General features: G+C 72.4%; 15 protein-coding genes. 5 read left to right on the top strand and 10 right to left on the bottom strand.

What is annotated here, in order from left to right; translation table 11 throughout:
• The first annotated feature begins 49 nt into the window (after nucleotides 1-49).
• The gene (locus C7C45_RS10200) at nucleotides 50-1243 is read left to right on the top strand and encodes a hypothetical protein (protein WP_110563381.1); all 1194 of its coding nucleotides are present in this window, start codon (nucleotides 50-52) and stop codon (nucleotides 1241-1243) included.
• Nucleotides 1244-1509: 266 nt separating this feature from the next.
• Here the strand turns inward: C7C45_RS10200 and dxs are convergent, their stop codons facing one another.
• The 3 genes from dxs to C7C45_RS10185 all read right to left on the bottom strand — a co-directional run bounded on the left by dxs (nucleotide 1510) and on the right by C7C45_RS10185 (nucleotide 7064).
• Entirely contained in the window at nucleotides 1510-3459 is a 1950-nt protein-coding gene (dxs, locus tag C7C45_RS10195) for a 1-deoxy-D-xylulose-5-phosphate synthase (RefSeq protein WP_110563380.1), read from the bottom strand.
• A gap of 250 nt (nucleotides 3460-3709) precedes the next feature.
• Nucleotides 3710-4990, bottom strand: coding sequence for a class I SAM-dependent RNA methyltransferase (locus C7C45_RS10190; RefSeq protein ID WP_110563379.1), 1281 nt, complete (start codon nucleotides 4988-4990; stop codon nucleotides 3710-3712).
• Entirely contained in the window at nucleotides 4983-7064 is a 2082-nt protein-coding gene (locus C7C45_RS10185; RefSeq protein WP_110563443.1) for an APC family permease, read from the bottom strand. Before C7C45_RS10185 ends, C7C45_RS10190 begins: the two co-directional genes overlap by 8 nt.
• Before the next feature lie 163 nt (nucleotides 7065-7227).
• On the opposite strand from C7C45_RS10185, the gene C7C45_RS10180 reads away from it, so the two are divergent.
• Nucleotides 7228-7893, top strand: coding sequence for a potassium channel family protein (locus tag C7C45_RS10180; protein WP_110563378.1), 666 nt, complete (start codon nucleotides 7228-7230; stop codon nucleotides 7891-7893).
• 3 nt (nucleotides 7894-7896) lie between these two features.
• Complete coding sequence (locus tag C7C45_RS10175; protein WP_110563377.1) at nucleotides 7897-8586, top strand: potassium channel family protein; 690 nt, start codon at nucleotides 7897-7899, stop codon at nucleotides 8584-8586.
• 42 nt (nucleotides 8587-8628) lie between these two features.
• On the opposite strand, the gene C7C45_RS10170 is transcribed toward C7C45_RS10175, so the two are convergent.
• From C7C45_RS10170 to dut, 4 genes are all read right to left on the bottom strand, one after another.
• On the bottom strand, nucleotides 8629-9312 hold the full coding sequence (locus C7C45_RS10170; RefSeq protein ID WP_110563376.1) for a DUF3159 domain-containing protein: 684 nt from the start codon (nucleotides 9310-9312) through the stop codon (nucleotides 8629-8631).
• A 25-nt stretch (nucleotides 9313-9337) separates the two neighbouring features.
• The gene (locus C7C45_RS10165; RefSeq protein ID WP_110563375.1) at nucleotides 9338-9718 is read right to left on the bottom strand and encodes an OB-fold nucleic acid binding domain-containing protein; all 381 of its coding nucleotides are present in this window, start codon (nucleotides 9716-9718) and stop codon (nucleotides 9338-9340) included.
• A 104-nt stretch (nucleotides 9719-9822) separates the two neighbouring features.
• Nucleotides 9823-10485 (bottom strand): DUF3710 domain-containing protein, encoded by a 663-nt coding sequence (locus C7C45_RS10160; protein WP_110563374.1) that lies wholly within the window; start codon nucleotides 10483-10485, stop codon nucleotides 9823-9825.
• Nucleotides 10486-10510: 25 nt separating this feature from the next.
• Nucleotides 10511-11047 carry a dUTP diphosphatase gene (gene dut / locus C7C45_RS10155; protein ID WP_110563373.1) on the bottom strand — a complete coding sequence of 179 codons (537 nt, stop codon included), beginning with the start codon at nucleotides 11045-11047 and terminating at the stop codon, nucleotides 10511-10513.
• 90 nt (nucleotides 11048-11137) lie between these two features.
• On the opposite strand from dut, the gene C7C45_RS10150 reads away from it, so the two are divergent.
• Nucleotides 11138-11665, top strand: a complete 528-nt coding sequence (locus C7C45_RS10150; RefSeq protein ID WP_110563372.1) for a DUF3093 domain-containing protein — start codon at nucleotides 11138-11140, stop codon at nucleotides 11663-11665.
• A gap of 19 nt (nucleotides 11666-11684) precedes the next feature.
• On the opposite strand, the gene C7C45_RS10145 is transcribed toward C7C45_RS10150, so the two are convergent.
• Both C7C45_RS10145 and C7C45_RS10140 read right to left on the bottom strand, forming a co-directional pair.
• Complete coding sequence (locus C7C45_RS10145; protein WP_110563371.1) at nucleotides 11685-12506, bottom strand: hypothetical protein; 822 nt, start codon at nucleotides 12504-12506, stop codon at nucleotides 11685-11687.
• Between the two features lie 116 nt (nucleotides 12507-12622).
• Nucleotides 12623-12919: a DUF4193 domain-containing protein gene (locus C7C45_RS10140; RefSeq protein WP_007075406.1), complete on the bottom strand. Its 297-nt coding sequence runs from the start codon at nucleotides 12917-12919 to the stop codon at nucleotides 12623-12625.
• A gap of 433 nt (nucleotides 12920-13352) precedes the next feature.
• On the opposite strand from C7C45_RS10140, the gene C7C45_RS10135 reads away from it, so the two are divergent.
• Nucleotides 13353-13868, top strand: a complete 516-nt coding sequence (locus tag C7C45_RS10135) for a LytR C-terminal domain-containing protein (RefSeq protein ID WP_208641120.1) — start codon at nucleotides 13353-13355, stop codon at nucleotides 13866-13868.
• A 36-nt stretch (nucleotides 13869-13904) separates the two neighbouring features.
• Here the strand turns inward: C7C45_RS10135 and C7C45_RS10130 are convergent, their stop codons facing one another.
• Nucleotides 13905-14726 carry an inositol monophosphatase family protein gene (locus C7C45_RS10130; RefSeq protein WP_110563442.1) on the bottom strand — a complete coding sequence of 274 codons (822 nt, stop codon included), beginning with the start codon at nucleotides 14724-14726 and terminating at the stop codon, nucleotides 13905-13907.
• Between the last annotated feature and the right edge of the window lie 158 nt (nucleotides 14727-14884).

The raw sequence follows: 14884 nt of genomic DNA, 5'->3' as shown, positions 1-14884 counted from the left end.
ACTATGGCGCTTTCCGACAGCGACGGCGAGGCGATCGGGGGCGGGCCAGGTGACTCCAGGCCGTCGGTACGGCAGGGCGCTTCCCGTCCTGCTGAGCGCGCTGCTGGCCACCACGGCGTGCGGTCCGGTAGCCGACCGGAAGCCACAGGACCTGCGGGTCGGGTACGACAGCTTGGATGGCACGCTGGCCGTGTGGCCGCCCCGGGGCGACCTCGCGGCGGACACCTCAACGACGGCAGCGGTCACCAACGCGGTCCGTGACTGGCGGTCGCCGGCCGATGACCGCGTGCACCTCCCGTCGTCCGGCATCCTCTTCTCCGGTCGGGTCGACGGCGCCCCGGTGGCGATCGTGGCCGCCGACGTGCCCGGCGAGAGCGCCTCCTGGCTGCTGCAACTCACCCGCGACGGCGACCGGTACGCGGTGACCCGCGCAACCGAGTACACCGACCCGGGTTACCTCGTCTACTCCGACGTGCTGCCGGTGCAAACCCCCGGCGGCCGGCGCTACCTGGTCTCCGCCCGGGTGCAGACCCTGGTCGGGCCACAGGATCGGACGTTGACCGTCGCGGACGGCCTCAGCGCGCCGGTCGACGTGCCGGCCTGCACGGCTGTCGGTGTGACCGCGACCTTGCGCGCCACCGAGTCGCTGCCCCGGGGGAGGGCCGCCGACCGGCTGCTCGACCTGGGCACCGGCACCGTCGATCCGCGCTACCCACTGGTCCGCGACGAGTCCGGCACGGGACGGCGGGCACTCACCGGCCTGGACACCTGCGTGCTGGCTGGTGACCGCGGCCCGTTCGGCAGCATTCCGCGCCGGATCGGCGATCGGGATGCGCCGCGCTCGGTGCCGACGTCCTGGCCGATGGCGAAGCTCACGGTTCGCTCGCTCGGCGAGGTCGCCCTCGGAGGTGGCGCGGCAGCCGAGTTGCAGCAGCTCAGCTGGGACACCGACGCCGGCGCGATGACGGCGGTGGTCTATCGACCGGCCGACGGTGGCACGCCCGTCGTCTCGCCCGCCGACCGGGCCACCCCGTTGCAGGCGTACCAGTTGCCCATGCCCGGCCAGCCACTGGTGGTGCTCAGCTGGCGGGCCACTCGGGACAGTTCCCTGTCCGTCCCGCCGGGAACGCCCCTACTGGTCGAGCGCCCCGGTCTGGTGGTCGTCCCCAGCCCGTCCCGCTCCCAGACCTACAGCCTCGCAAATTCCGACAAGACCCACTACCGCTCAGTAAAACCAAACTAACCCCACCCTCCCCACCCCGCCCCTCCCCTCCCCTCCCCGCCCCGCCCCACCCACCCCTGCGATCTTGCACTTTCTGTCGTGACAAAAGTGGTAAAGCGCGCCTAGCGCCAACAGAAAGTGCAAGATCGCCGCAGCAGAGAGCGCGGACCCCGCCGCCGAGCGCGCGAGTCCCGCAACAGAGGGCACGAGGGGCGCGGGTGGGCGCGGTCAGACGTGCGACGGCGGGCGGCCCCGGGAGGGGTCGCCCGCCGTCGTCGTGCCGTCGGTCAGTTTTGCGCGGAGGCCTTGCTGGCGGGGGTCAGTCGGTCCGGGGTGGCGTCGAGGCCGGAGATCCAGCCGGTGACGTTGCGGGCCACATCCTGGGCGGTCAGGCCGAGGTCGGCGAGGATCTGCGCGCGGGTGCCGTGCGGGTGCCAGTCGGCGGGTACGCCGAGGTCCTTGAGCGGCACGCGAACGTCGGCGTCGCGCATCGCCTGGCCGAGCGCGTCGCCCACCCCGCCGACCCGGACGCCGTCCTCGACGCTGACCACGAGCCGGTGCTGTGCGGCCAGCTCGACCAGCTCCGCCGGGACCGGACGCACCCAACGGGGGTCGACCACGGTGACCCCGTAGCCCTGCTCGGCGACCCGGGCGGCCACCTCCATGCCCAGCTGGCCGAAGGAGCCGACGGCAACGAGCAGCACGTCGGTACGGGCCGACTCGGCCAACACGTCGACCGGGCCGACCCGGCGCAGCGCCGGCAGGTCCGCGGCGACCGCGCCGGTCGGGAAGCGCACCACGGTGGGGCCGTTGTCGACGGCCACCGCCTCGCGCAGCTCCTCCCGCAGCGTGGCGGCGTCGCGGGGGGCGGCGATCCGCAGGCCGGGCACTACCCCGAAGACCGACATGTCCCAGATGCCGTAGTGGCTGGGACCATCCGGGCCGGTGATGCCCGCCCGGTCCAGCACGAAGGTCACCGGCAGCTTGTGCATCGCCACGTCCAGCAGGACCTGGTCGAAGGCGCGGTTGAGGAAGGTGGCGTAGACCGCGACCACCGGGTGCAGGCCGCCGAGCGCCAGCCCGGCCGCCGAGGTGGCCGCGTGCTGCTCGGCGATGCCGACGTCGTACACCCGCTCGGGGTACTTGCGGGCCAGCTTCGCGATGCCGGTCGGCTCGGCCATCGCGGCGGTGATGCCCACCACGTCCGGGCGCTCGTCGGCGATGGCCAGCAGCTCGTCGGCGAAGACGTGCGTCCACTTCACCGACGGGGCGGCCAGCAGCGCGCCGGTCTCCACGTCGAAGGCGCTGCCGGGGCCGTGCAGGCAGTCGGCCTCGTCCTCCTCGGCGGGGCGGTAGCCGTAGCCCTTGCGAGTGACCGCGTGCACGATGACCGGGCCGCCGAAGTTCTTCGCCGCGCGCAGCGCCGCCTCGACCGCCGCCACGTCGTGCCCGTCCACCGGGCCCACGTACTTGATGCCGAGGTCCTCGAACATGGCCTGCGGGGCGACCGCGTCCTTGATGCCCTTCTTGACCGCGTGCAGCACCTCGTACATCGGCTTGCCGACCAGCGGCGTGGAGCCGAGGGCGTCCTTGACCGTGTCGAGGACCTTCTCGTAGCCGGGGTTGAGCCGCAGCGAGGAGAGGTGGTCGGCCAGCCCGCCGATGGTCGGCGAGTAGGACCGGCCGTTGTCGTTGACCACGATCACGAGGGAGTTGCCGGCGGTGGCGATGTTGTTCAGCGCCTCCCAGCACATGCCGCCGGTCAGCGCGCCGTCACCGACCACGGCGACGACGCTGCGTGCCTCGCCCCGGAGGGCGTACGCCTTGGCGAGCCCGTCGGCGTAGGACAGCGCGGTGGAGGCGTGCGAGTTCTCGATGAGGTCGTGCTCGCTCTCCGCCTGGCTGGGGTAGCCGGAGAGGCCACCGCGCTGGCGGAGCTTGTCGAAGCCGGCCTGACGCCCGGTGAGGATCTTGTGCACGTACGCCTGGTGGCCGGTGTCGAACAGGAGCCGGTCCCGGGGGGAGTCGAAGACGCGGTGCATGGCCAGCGTCAGCTCGACCACACCGAGGTTGGGTCCGACGTGCCCGCCGGTGCGGGAGACCTTGGTGATCAGGAAGTCCCGGATCTCGGCGGCAAGGACGTCCAGTTCCTCGCCGGACATCCGCTTGACGTCCTGCGGACCGCGTACCGTCCCCAGCAGCCGGCCGTGGTTGGCCGTGTCCTCTTCAACACTCATGACCGCAGAGTCTATCGGCCGTGCGGCACTCCGCAGCCCGGCCCGAGCCCCGGGCGGCGGAGCTGGGGCCGGGTCGGGCGGCTGGGCACCCGATCAGGCGTTCGCAGGGCCGGCGTCAGGGCGGCCTCCGCCGCGCCTGGTCAGGCCCGGATCCGCAGCCGGCGCGGCGGGTCGGCCACGACATCGGGGTACGCCGGCCGGGCGGGGTGGGGTTGCGCACAGCACACCGGCGTGGAACGAAAACCCCCTGCTAACGCCCGAGCGGGGGCAGCAGCAGCCCGACCTGCTCGACGTGCTGCGTCATCGGGAACATGTCGAAGCCCCGCAGCGCCGCCAACCGCCAACCGAGGTCGGTGAAGGTGCGTACGTCCCGGGCGAAGGCCGCCGGGTCGCAGGCCACGTAGGCGACCGCCCGCGGGCCGGCGGCGACCAGCGCGCGGACCACTGGGGCACCCGCGCCGGAGCGGGGCGGGTCGAGCACCACCACGTCGACCGGGCCGGTGATCCGTCGGCGGGCCAGGGCGGTCTCCACGCGGGCCGACACCACCTCGACAGTGGGCAGGTCGGCAAGGTTCTCCCGGGCGGCGGCGACGCCCTGCGCGGCGGCCTCCACCAGGGTCACCCGGCCGGCCGCACCGACCCGGGCGGCCAACCCGGCGGCGAACAGCCCGGCGCCACCGTAGAGGTCCCAGGCGATCTCGCCCGGCTGCGGGTCCAGCAGCTCCAGCACCGCCGTGGACAGGGTGTCCGCCGCGGCCGGGTGCACCTGCCAGAACGCGGACGCGGGCAGCGTCCAGTCCCGTGCGGCGGCCACCTCGCGGACCTCGGTCGGGCCGCTCACCGGGGTGGGCACCCCGTCGCGGACCTCCGTGACGGTCACGTCCCCACCGGTGCTGGCGACGGTCTCCACCGCTTCGGCGGCCGGCCAGCTCGTCCCGGTGGGGGTGAGCACCGGCAGTTGCTGGATGGCCGGGTGGGCGATCCGGCAGCGGTCGATCGGCACCACCTCGTGCGAGCGGTGCTTGAGCAGGCCGGCCCGGTCCGCGGCGTCCACGGCGTAGCGGACCCGGGAACGCCAGCCCAGCAGCCCGCCGGGCAGCGCCTCCACCCGGACGCCGAGCCGGTCCAGCTCGACGTCGGTCAGCCCGCCGAGGCGGACCAACTGTTCGCGCACCACGGCGGTCTTCCAGGCCAGTTGCGCTTCCGGGGCGACGTGCTGCAGGTCGCAGCCACCGCAGGCACCCGGCTTCGCGTACGGGCAGGGTGGCTCGACCCGGTCCGGTGAGGGTTCCAGCACGGTCACCGCGTCGGCCCGGACGAACCCCCGGTGCACCTCGGTGACCTCGGCGATGACCCGCTCACCGGGCAGGGCGTGCCGGACGAAGACGACCTGCCCGTCGACCCGTGCCACGCAGTGCCCGCCGGGGGCGACCGCGTCGACGGTCAGCTCGACGCGTTCCGCCTCGGCCAGGCCACGCTCGGGCGCCGACGGCGCCGATGTCGCGGCCCGCCGCGCGCCCGGCTCAGTCACGGCCGGTCCCGGCCGGGCCGCCGTCGATCGGACGGCTCTCGGGGGCCGCCGCGGTGGCCACCGGCGGATCGGTCGGCGGCAGGCCGCCGCCCCGCGGCCCACGCGCCGGGGTCCGGGACAGCGCGGCGTCCAGCCGGTCCAGGTTCTTGCTCGCTGTCGACGCGAGCTGCCACGGCACGCTGACCACCATCACCCCCGGTTCGAAGAGCAACCGGCCCTTGAGGCGCAGGGCGCTCTGGTTGTGCAGCAGGTTCTCCCACCAGCGGCCGACGACGTACTCCGGGATGAAGACGGTGACCACGTCCCGGGGTGACTTGCGCCGGACGGAGGCGACGAAGTCCAGGATCGGCCGGGTGATCTCCCGGTACGGCGAGTCGATGACGGTGAGCGGAATCGCCATCTCCCGCCGTTCCCAGTCGGCCTGCAGGTCCCGGGTGTCCTTGTCGTCCACGTTGACGGTCACGGCGGTCAGCGTGTCCGGCCGGGTGGCCCGGGCATAGGCGATGGCCCGCAACGTCGGCTGGTGCACCTTGCTGACCAGCACGATCGCGTGGTTGCGGGCGGGCAGTACGGCCCGGCCCTCGTCCGGCGGGGTCAGCTCGACGGCGATCCGGTCGTAGTGCCGGCGGATGGCCAGCATCAGCACGTAGATCACCGCCATCGCGGCGATCGCGATCCAGGCGCCGAGTAGGAACTTGGTGATCAGGACGATCACCAACACGGTGCCGGTCAGCCCCATGCCGAACGTGTTGATGGCCCGGGAGCGGTACATCCGGCGACGCGCCTCCGGGTCCCGCTCGGTGCGCAGGAGCCGGTTCCAGTGCCGGATCATGCCGGCCTGGGAGACGGTGAACGAGACGAACACCCCGACGATGTAGAGCTGGATCAGCTTCGTCACCTCGGCCTGGAAGCCGACGATCAGCACGATCGCGAACAGGGCCAGGAAGGTGATGCCGTTGGAGAAGGCCAGCCGATCGCCCCGGGTGTGGAACTGGCGGGGCAGGTAGCGGTCCTGGGCGAGGATCGAGCCGAGCACCGGGAAACCGTTGAACGCGGTGTTCGCAGCCAGGAACAGGATCAGGGCGGTCACCCCGGCCAGCACGTAGAGCAGGATCGACCCGGACCCGAAGACCGTCTCGCCGAGCTGGGTGGTGACGGTCTTCTGCACGTACCCGTCGGGGCCGGACACGATCTGGAGGGCCGGGTCCTCGACGAACTGCAGGTGGGTCAGCCGGGCCAGCCAGATGATCCCGACCAGCATGCTCACCGAGATGGTGCCGAGCAGCAGCAGGGTGGTGGCGGCGTTGCGGCTCTTCGGCGCCTTGAACGCCGGCACCCCGTTGGAGATCGCCTCCACGCCGGTGAGCGCGGCGGCGCCCGAGCTGAACGTCCGCAGCAGCAGGAAGACCAGCGCGAAACCCGTCACGCTGTGCTCGGCCTGGATCACCAGGTCGGCGCTCGGCGCGCGAAGTTCGTCGCCCAGCACGAAGACCCGGAACAGCCCGGTGAGCAGCATCCCGAGCATCACGATCACGAAGCCGTAGGTGGGGATGGCGAACGCCGTGCCCGACTCGCGGAGCCCGCGCAGGTTGACCGCGGTCAGCAACGCCACCGCGCTCACCGCGATCAGGACCTTGTGGGTGGCCACGAACGGCACCACCGACCCGAGGTTGGCCACCCCGGAGGAGACCGACACCGCCACCGTGAGCACGTAGTCGACCAACAGCGCGCTGGCCACCCCGACTCCGAACTTCGGACCCAGGTTGACCGTGGCCACCTCGTAGTCGCCACCACCGGAGGGGTAGGCGTGCACGTTCTGCCGGTAGCTCGCCACCACGGTGAGCATCACCACGACCACGGCCAGCGCGATCCACGGGGAGAACAGGAACGCCGACGCACCGGCGATGGAGAGGGTCAGCAGGATCTCGTCGGGCGCGTACGCGACGCTGGACAGCGCGTCGGAGGCGAACACGGGCAGCGCGATGCGCTTCGGGAGCAGGGTGTGCTGCAGTCGGTCGGACCGGAACGGTCGACCGAGGAGCAGCCGCTTCAGCAGCGAGGTGGGACTGGCCACGAACGCCAAGAGTACGACCACCGCGGCGGGAGCACGGGGGTGGGCGAGCGTGGCTGCTCGGCACGACGGGGTACGGTCGGTCCCCGCCTCGCATCGGGACGTGGCAGGCTCGCACTCAGCAGGTCACCGCAGCGGGAGCGGTACGCACCTTGGGAGGGACAGCGTGCACGTCGTGATCATGGGGTGTGGCCGGGTCGGGTCGACCCTCGCCCACAGCCTGGAATCCCGGGGGCACTCGGTGGCGGTGATCGACCAGGACGCCGACGCCTTCCGCCGGCTCGGCCCCGACTTCGCCGGGATCACGGTGACCGGGGCCGGCTTCGACGGCGAGGTGCTGCGTCAGGCCGGCATCGAGCGCGCGGACGCCTTCGCGGCGGTCTCCAGCGGCGACAACTCCAACATCATCTCGGCCCGGCTGGCGCGCGAGACGTTCGGCGTGTCCCGGGTCGCTGCCCGCATCTACGACCAGCGCCGGGCGCAGGTCTACGAGCGGCTGGGCATCCCCACCGTGGCGACCGTGCGCTGGACGGCCGACCGGATGCTGCGGCATCTGGTGCCGGAGGGCAACGTGGAGATCTTCCGCGATCCCACGAGCACCGTGTCGATCGTCGAGGTGCCGGTGCACAAGGACTGGATCGGCCGGTCGCTCCGGACGCTGGAGGAGGCCGCCGGAGCACGCGTGGCCTATCTGATCCGCTTCGGCATCGGCACGCTCCCCACCGGCTCCACCGTCCTGCAGGAGGGTGACCAGGTGTTCATGCTGGTCAGCGATGACATCGTGGCGACGGTCACGTCGGTGGCGGCAACGCCGCCGGAAGGGGGGCACTGAGCCATGCGGGTCGCCATCGCGGGTGCGGGCAACGTGGGCCGCTCGATCGCCCAGGAGTTGATCGACAACGGCCACCAGGTGATGCTGATCGAGCGCCAACCCAAGATGCTGCGCCCCGACCGGGTGCCGGCCGCCGAGTGGGTGCTGGCTGACGCGTGCGAGCTGACCAGCTTGGAGGAGGCCAACGTCGCCGGGTGCGACGTGGTGGTCGCGGCGACCGGCGACGACAAGACCAACCTGGTGCTGTCGCTGTTGGCCAAGACCGAGTTCGCGGTGCCCCGCGTGGTCGCCCGGGTCAACCGGGCCGAGAACGAGTGGCTGTTCACCGAGCAGTGGGGCGTGGACGTCGCGGTGAGCAAGCCGCGGGTGATGGCCGCACTGGTCGAGGAGGCGGTCACCGTCGGCGACCTGGTCCGACTGATGACCTTCCGGCAGGGCGAGGCGAACCTGGTCGAGATCACCCTGCCGCCGACCGCACCCTACGTCGGTCAGCCGATCCACGCTGTGCCGCTGCCCCGCGACGCCGCACTGGTGGCGATCCTGCGCGGCAAGCGCGTCCTGGTGCCGAGCCCGGACGACCCGATCGAGGCCGGCGACGAGTTGATCTTCGTCTGCACCGCCGAGGTGGAGGACGAGGTCCGCGCGGTGATCCTGGGGCCGGACAGCGTCGAACGGACCCGCGGCTCACGCTGAGCCGGCGGGCGCGAGTGGGGCGGTAGTGGTCGCCGGCCCCGCTCAGGCGCCGGGCAGCGGGGCCGGCTGTGGCTCCCGGGTCACCCGGCGCACCGTCCAGACGGTGATCAGCAGCAGCAGCGCGTACGGCGGGAAGCCCAGCACCAGCCGGGCGACGCCCAGCGCGGTGTCCTGATGGGCCAGGTAGAGCCCGGCCTGCACGCCCACCTTCGCCATCCAGACCACACCCCAGAGCACGGTCAGCTGGGTGAACGTCCGCACCAGCTTCGGGTCGTTCCGCCATTCCGAGCGGCCCTTGGCGACCAGCACCGACCAGATCCAGCCCACCAGCGGTTGCCGGATGGCCGCCGAGATCAACAGGGCGACGCCGTACCCGATGCCGTAGAGGATGCCGGGGAGGTAGAAATCACGCTCTTCACCGCTGCGCCAGGCCATGGCCGCGCCGATGGCGACGCCGAACAGCCCGTTGACGGCGTGCCGGATCGGCCGGCGCTGGGCCAACCGCAGCCCGGCGATCAGCAGCGCGACGGCTACCGAGGCGATCACCGCCGGCCGCAGCTCACCGATGATGTTGGCGACGACGAAGACCACCACCGGGATGCTGGACTCGACAAGCCCCCGCCAGCCGCCGAGCTGGTCGGCCATCTGCTCGGCGATCGTCGGCAGCCGCTCCTCGTCCTGCGGGCCGGTCTCCGGCTGTGCCGCCCGGTGCTGTCCCGTCGTCATCGCCGGCCTTCCGTCCGGAGCGCCGTCACTTCGGCGAGTCCAGCTCGTAGTAGGGGTTGTAGATGACCTTGCGGTCATCGCGCACCGCCACCCGACCCCGAGCGGTCAGGTGCCGGCCCGGCTCGATCCCGGCGATGTGCCGTCGACCCAACCAGACCAGGGTGACCACGTCGGTGCCGTCGTACAGGTCGGCCTCGAGGGTGGGCAGGTTGGTGCGCGGCGTGTAGACCACCGTGCGCAGCCGACCAGCGACCGAGACCATCTGGCCCCGGGAGCACTGCTGGGCCGGGATCCCGCCGCACTGGGCGCTCTCCCGACGCAGCTCCTGCGCGTCGATCTCGGCCTCGCTGGCGGTGAACCGTTGCAGGATGCGCCGCAGCGACACCCGGCTCTCGTCGGTCGTCATGACCTCCGCGTCACCCTCTCCACGCTCGCCGGTCCCGGCGACGCCGGAACCGTGCCGCCAGCGTACGCCGACGGGGTTGGTTCCGGCGGGCCGGTGGGCGCGGGTCAGACCTGGCGCGGCTCGGCGGCGGCGTCGCCGGCCTCGGCATCGGCCTGGTCGGCGATCTCCCGGGGCAGCCGCAGCGGCAGCGGCTCGCGGACCGGCTTCGCCTCCTGGCCACGGTCGACCACCAGGCCGTCCAGGCACTCGACGAGCGGCCCGGCCACCGCCGGGTCGGTGGCCACCGGGCCCTGGAACACGCCGCGGACCATCCAGCGCGGCCCGTCGATGCCGACGAACCGAAGGTTGGTCGGGCCGTCCGGGGTACGCACCTGGGCGTGCAGCTCCGGGCCGTACTCGCCGTCGACCTCCTGCGCGCTGGCACCGTCGCGGAGCAGCGACTGGCGGATCTCCTCGCGCACCTCGTCCCAGATCCCCTCGGACCGGGGGGCGGCGAAGACACCCAGCTGGAGCGCGTTGTCGCCGTGCACCAGCACCACCTGCTGGATCACACCCTGCGGGTCGGCCTGCACCCGGACCTCGACCTCGGCGATCGCCGGGATGTGCAGGCTGCCCAGATCGAGTCGCTGCACGTCGTCGTAGCTCTCGGAGATGTCGTACGGGCCGCGCACCAGCGACGGCGCCGCGGCACCCTGGTCCGGGACCTCGGTGGCCCGCTCGTCACGGGTCTGCCGCTCGGCATCGGCCCGCTTTCGGGAGAAGATCACTGCGCCCGCCCTCCGGTGTTCACGCTCACCCTGCCATCTCTTCGGTCTGCCCGCGGCCCGGCTCGTCCGGCCGCTGCTCGACCCGGTCCTGGCCCGCCGGCGACGGCACCAGCCCGGCGTGCCCACCGGTGGATCCGTGCCCGCCGGTCCCGCGCCGGGACGCGGCCAGCTCGGCCACCGGCTCGAACCGCGCCCGTGCGACCTGCTGGATCACGAGCTGCGCGATCCGGTCACCGCGGGAGATCTTCGCCGGCGTGTCCCGATCATGGTTGATCAGGTTGACCAGGATCTCACCCCGGTAGCCGGCGTCGACCGTACCGGGCGCGTTGAGCACCGTCACGCCGAGCCTGGCCGCCAGACCGGATCGGGGATGGACCAGGCCCACGTACCCCTCCGGCAGCGCGATGGCCACACCGGTGGGCACCAGGGCACGGCCGCCGGGCGGCAGCTCCACGTCCGCGGCCGCCACCAGGTCGGCCCCGGCGTCGCCGGGATGGGAGTACGTGGGCAGCGGCAGCTCGGAGTCGAGCAGCTGTACGGGCACGGGTACGACGTCGGTCACGGGTCCCCTCTTCTGTCCGGTTCGCGGGGTGACCCTGCCATCCTGCCGGTTCGCCGAGCCGCCGTGCGCCGTACCCTCGCAGGAGTGAGCATGTCGCCCTCCCCGTCCGCCGATCAGCCGCCGGTTTCCGCCCGCACGGCGTACGCCGAACGGCTGGATCTGCCCTGGTGGCTGTGGCTGGCCGGGCTGGTGGCCGCCGCGCTGCTGGCCGTCGAGATCTGGATGGGCGCCTCCGGCGTCCGCGCCTGGCTGCCGTTCGTCGTGCTGCTGCCGCTCAGCGCGGCCGGGATGTGGTGGCTGGGTCGGATCCGGGTCGGGGTCGCCGATTCCGAGCTGCGGGTGGACGACGCTCGGCTACCGGTGCGCTTCGTGGCCGACGTGGTGCCGCTGGACGCGGCCGGTCGCCGTGAGGTGCTCGGGGTTGGCGCGGACCCGCTCGCCTTCGTGGTGCAGCGACCGTGGATCGGCGGCGCCGTGCAGGTGGTGCTCGACGACCCGGCCGACCCGACGCCGTTCTGGGTGGTGAGCACGCGGCACCCGGTCGAGCTGGCCGAGGCGGTGCTGACCGCACGGGACGCGCTGGCGCCCTCTGGTCCCACGGCGGGCGAGCCCGCCTGATCGGACGCCGACGGCCCGCTCAGGTGCCGGTCGGCGGGCCTGGCAGGGCCGACGGGGGCGCAGGCCGGGCGATGCCCCGCCGGCGCAGGTCCACCTGAAGCTGGTCGGCCATCTGCCTGGTGGCCCGCCGGTTGAGGAAGCTGGCCACCGCGGCGCCGGTCAGGAGCGGCCCGAGCGTGGTGAGGTTGCGACCGAAGCGCCGCAGCAGCATGTCGCGCAGCTCCTTGCGGGCGGCCGTGCCGAGCACCGCGCCCACTCCCACGCCGGGCACCATCGGGTTGACCCCGCGCTGGGTGGCCCAGGAGTGCACCAGGGCGACGGCCCGTTGGCTGCCGCCGACCGGCAGCTCCACACCGTGGACCTCGTGCAGCTCACCGACCAGCTTCAGCTCCACCGCCACCACGGCCACCGTTTCGGCGGCGAGCAGCACCGGCGCGGAGAGCAGGGTCGGGGCGACCGCCCACTCGACGGCGGCGACTCCCCCACCGGCCGCGCCGATCGCGGCGGTGGTGCGGGACGCGTTGCGGATGAGCCGGTCGGCCAGGGCCGCGTCGTCCAGGCCGGGGAAGTGCCGGCGCAGAGTGTCCAGGTCCCGCACAGGTATGTGCGGGGCGACCTCGGCGACGGTGTCGACCATCCACCGCACGGCGGCACGCGGCTTGAACAGGTCGGAGATGCCCCGGACGCGGGCCTGCCCGACCATCCGGGTCAGCAGTTGACGGCGTCGGGCCGGCTCGATGTCGTCCGCGGTCAACGCCGCGACGGTGGCGCCGAGCTCGCTGGCGCCAGTGGCGCCGAGGTCGTCCGTGCCGCCGTCGGTGGTGTCGCCTCGATCGCTCATCAGACCTCCCGGTGCTGTGGCTACCCGCTACGAGTCAAGCAGGTACCCACCTCGGCCGCATGCCTACACCGACAGCGGCGGCCTCGTTCAGGAGGCCGCCGCTGGTGTCGTGGTTGTCAGACGCACTCGCGACAGATCAACTCGCCGTTACGCTCGACTGCCAGCTGGCTACGGTGGTGGACCAGGAAGCAGCGGGCGCACCGGAACTCGTCCTGCTGCATCGGAAGCACCTTGACCGTGAGCTCCTCGTCGGCCAGATCGGCACCGGGCAGCTCAAAGCTCTCGGCGACCTCGGCCTCGTCGACGTCCACCGCGCCCGACTGTGAGTCGACGCGTCGGGCCTTGAGCTCTTCCAGGCTGTCCTCGCCGAGGTCGACCTCGTCGCGACGCGGGGCGTCGTAGTCGGTGGCCATCGGTTTCACTCTCCCATATCGATGTTGTCGCTTCCGGTTGTAACGCCGGACGACGCTGTTTCGGTTCCGCTGGCCGGCCACCACTTGTGTCGGGCACCCGACCCGAGGACCGAACGGGTCGAGCTCGCTGAGGCGACTCCCCTGCGAGCGCGGAACCTTACCCCCCCTTGGGCGAGGCATGTATACCGCCCTTGCGGCTGAGATGTACGCCCCCGCACGCGAAGTTGTTCCCAATGTGATTCAGGCGACACGAAGATAGGGGTAGTAGTACCTGGTTCGCGGTCGGCGCGCCGGCATGTCGGGCTGTTTCCACGCGACGGCCGGACAACCGTTAACCTCAGCGGCGTATTCGACGGCCGACGGCCAGTCCGATGGTTGCCGGCTGCCGCCACCCACCTGAAGTCCCGGGAGTGCCCAGATGAGTTTTGCGCGAGTGCGAGCACTCGTCGTCGTCGGCCTGCTGGGGGTGTTGGCTCTGGCATTCGTGGTCACCGCCATCGTCCGGGACAGCCAGGGAAACGCAGGCACGGCCGCGGGGTGCCCAGACGGCTGGCCGCTGGCCGACCTGACTCTGCACGAGCCCAAGGACGTCAAGATCAATGTGTTGAACGCGACCGACGAGGGTGGCCGGGCCGGCGCCGTCGCGGACGACTTCCGCAACCGGAAGTTCCAGGTCCAGAAGGTCGGCAACGCCCCCAAGGGAGTCCCCAACGTGGCCGTGCTGCGGTACGGCCCCAAGGCCGTCGGTTCCGCGCACCTGCTGCAGGCGTACTTCCTCAACAACGCCAAGTGGGACTACGACGAGAAGCGCACCGACGACGTCGTGGACGTGATCCTGGGCAACAACTTCCAGCAACTCGCCACCACGACCGAGGTCAACCAGTCCCTCGGTGACGCGGGGCCGCCGGAGGCGCCCAAGGGCGCCTGCCCGTCGCCGGCCGCCAAGTGACCGCGTAACCAGCCGGTCCCGTCGCCGGTCGGCCGATCAGGGGCCGCCGGCGGCGTCCAACTCGGCCAGCCGGTCGTGCAGCGGAGCGAAGAGCGCGGGCGGGGCCGCGACCACCAGGTCCGGTCCCGGCGGCCGACCCGCCAGGCCGGCGACTCGCACACCCGCCTCGGCGGCCACCAGCCCGCCCGCCGCCAGGTCCCAGGCCGCGAGGCCCTTCTCGAAGTACGCGTCGAGCCGCCCCTCCGCGACCAGGCAGAGGTCCAGCGCGGCGGCACCGAGCCGGCGGATGTCCCGTACGTGTGCGATCAGCCCGGCCACCACCGTGGCCTGGTGCGCGCGGCGGTCGGCGGCATAGCCGAACCCGGTGCCGACCAGCGCCTGCCCCAGGTCCGCCTCGCCGGAGCAGCGCAGCCGCACACCGTCGCGCCAGGCGCCGCCCCCGGCCGTGGCCGTCCACTCCTCGCCGGTGCTCACGTTGCGCACGACACCGGCGACCACCACCCCGTCCACCTCGGCGGCCAGCGACACCGCGCTGTACGGCAGCCCGTAGAGGTAGTTGACGGTGCCGTCGATCGGGTCGACGATCCACCGCACTCCGCCCGGCGCGACCGGCCCGGTGTCCCCCGTGCCGTACTCCTCGCCGAGCACCGCGTCGTCCGGCCGCAGTTGCCTCAGCGCGTCGAGCACCTGCCGCTCCACCGCCCGGTCGGCAGCGGTGACGACGTCGGTGACCGTACTCTTGGTCGCGGCCACGGAGACACCCTCGACTCGCATCCGGTACGCGGTGGCCGCCGCGGCCCGCGCCACGTCGAGGGCGATCGCCAGAAGTTCCCGACTTGACGGCGCCGAACGGTGCATCCCAACGTCCCCTTCCCGCACGACCGGGGTGTTCCCGGCCACGCGCGAGTATCATCCTTACAAAGTCCACATCAGCGCCGAATCAGCGGTCCCACCGTCGTTACACAGTGCGGCGCAGGATGATCGCCGCAGACGGCGTTACAATTCACCCCTGCCCA

Source organism: Micromonospora arborensis (assembly GCF_003205615.1).
GTDB classification, from domain to species: Bacteria; Actinomycetota; Actinomycetes; order Mycobacteriales; family Micromonosporaceae; genus Micromonospora; species Micromonospora arborensis.
This window is presented reverse-complemented; position numbering and strand designations above follow the sequence as displayed.

What these genes read in the sequence shown, in the direction of transcription:
- C7C45_RS10175 (WP_110563377.1), top strand. Translation starts at nt 7,897, where the DNA reads ATGCGGGTCGCCATCGCGGGTGCGGGCAACGTGGGCCGCTCGATCGCC.
- C7C45_RS10130 (WP_110563442.1), bottom strand. Translation starts at nt 14,726, where the DNA reads ATGCACCGTTCGGCGCCGTCAAGTCGGGAACTTCTGGCGATCGCCCTC.
- C7C45_RS10165 (WP_110563375.1), bottom strand. Translation starts at nt 9,718, where the DNA reads ATGACGACCGACGAGAGCCGGGTGTCGCTGCGGCGCATCCTGCAACGG.
- C7C45_RS10145 (WP_110563371.1), bottom strand. Translation starts at nt 12,506, where the DNA reads ATGAGCGATCGAGGCGACACCACCGACGGCGGCACGGACGACCTCGGC.
- C7C45_RS10140 (WP_007075406.1), bottom strand. Translation starts at nt 12,919, where the DNA reads ATGGCCACCGACTACGACGCCCCGCGTCGCGACGAGGTCGACCTCGGC.
- C7C45_RS10170 (WP_110563376.1), bottom strand. Translation starts at nt 9,312, where the DNA reads ATGACGACGGGACAGCACCGGGCGGCACAGCCGGAGACCGGCCCGCAG.
- C7C45_RS10150 (WP_110563372.1), top strand. Translation starts at nt 11,138, where the DNA reads ATGTCGCCCTCCCCGTCCGCCGATCAGCCGCCGGTTTCCGCCCGCACG.
- dxs (WP_110563380.1), bottom strand. Translation starts at nt 3,459, where the DNA reads ATGAGTGTTGAAGAGGACACGGCCAACCACGGCCGGCTGCTGGGGACG.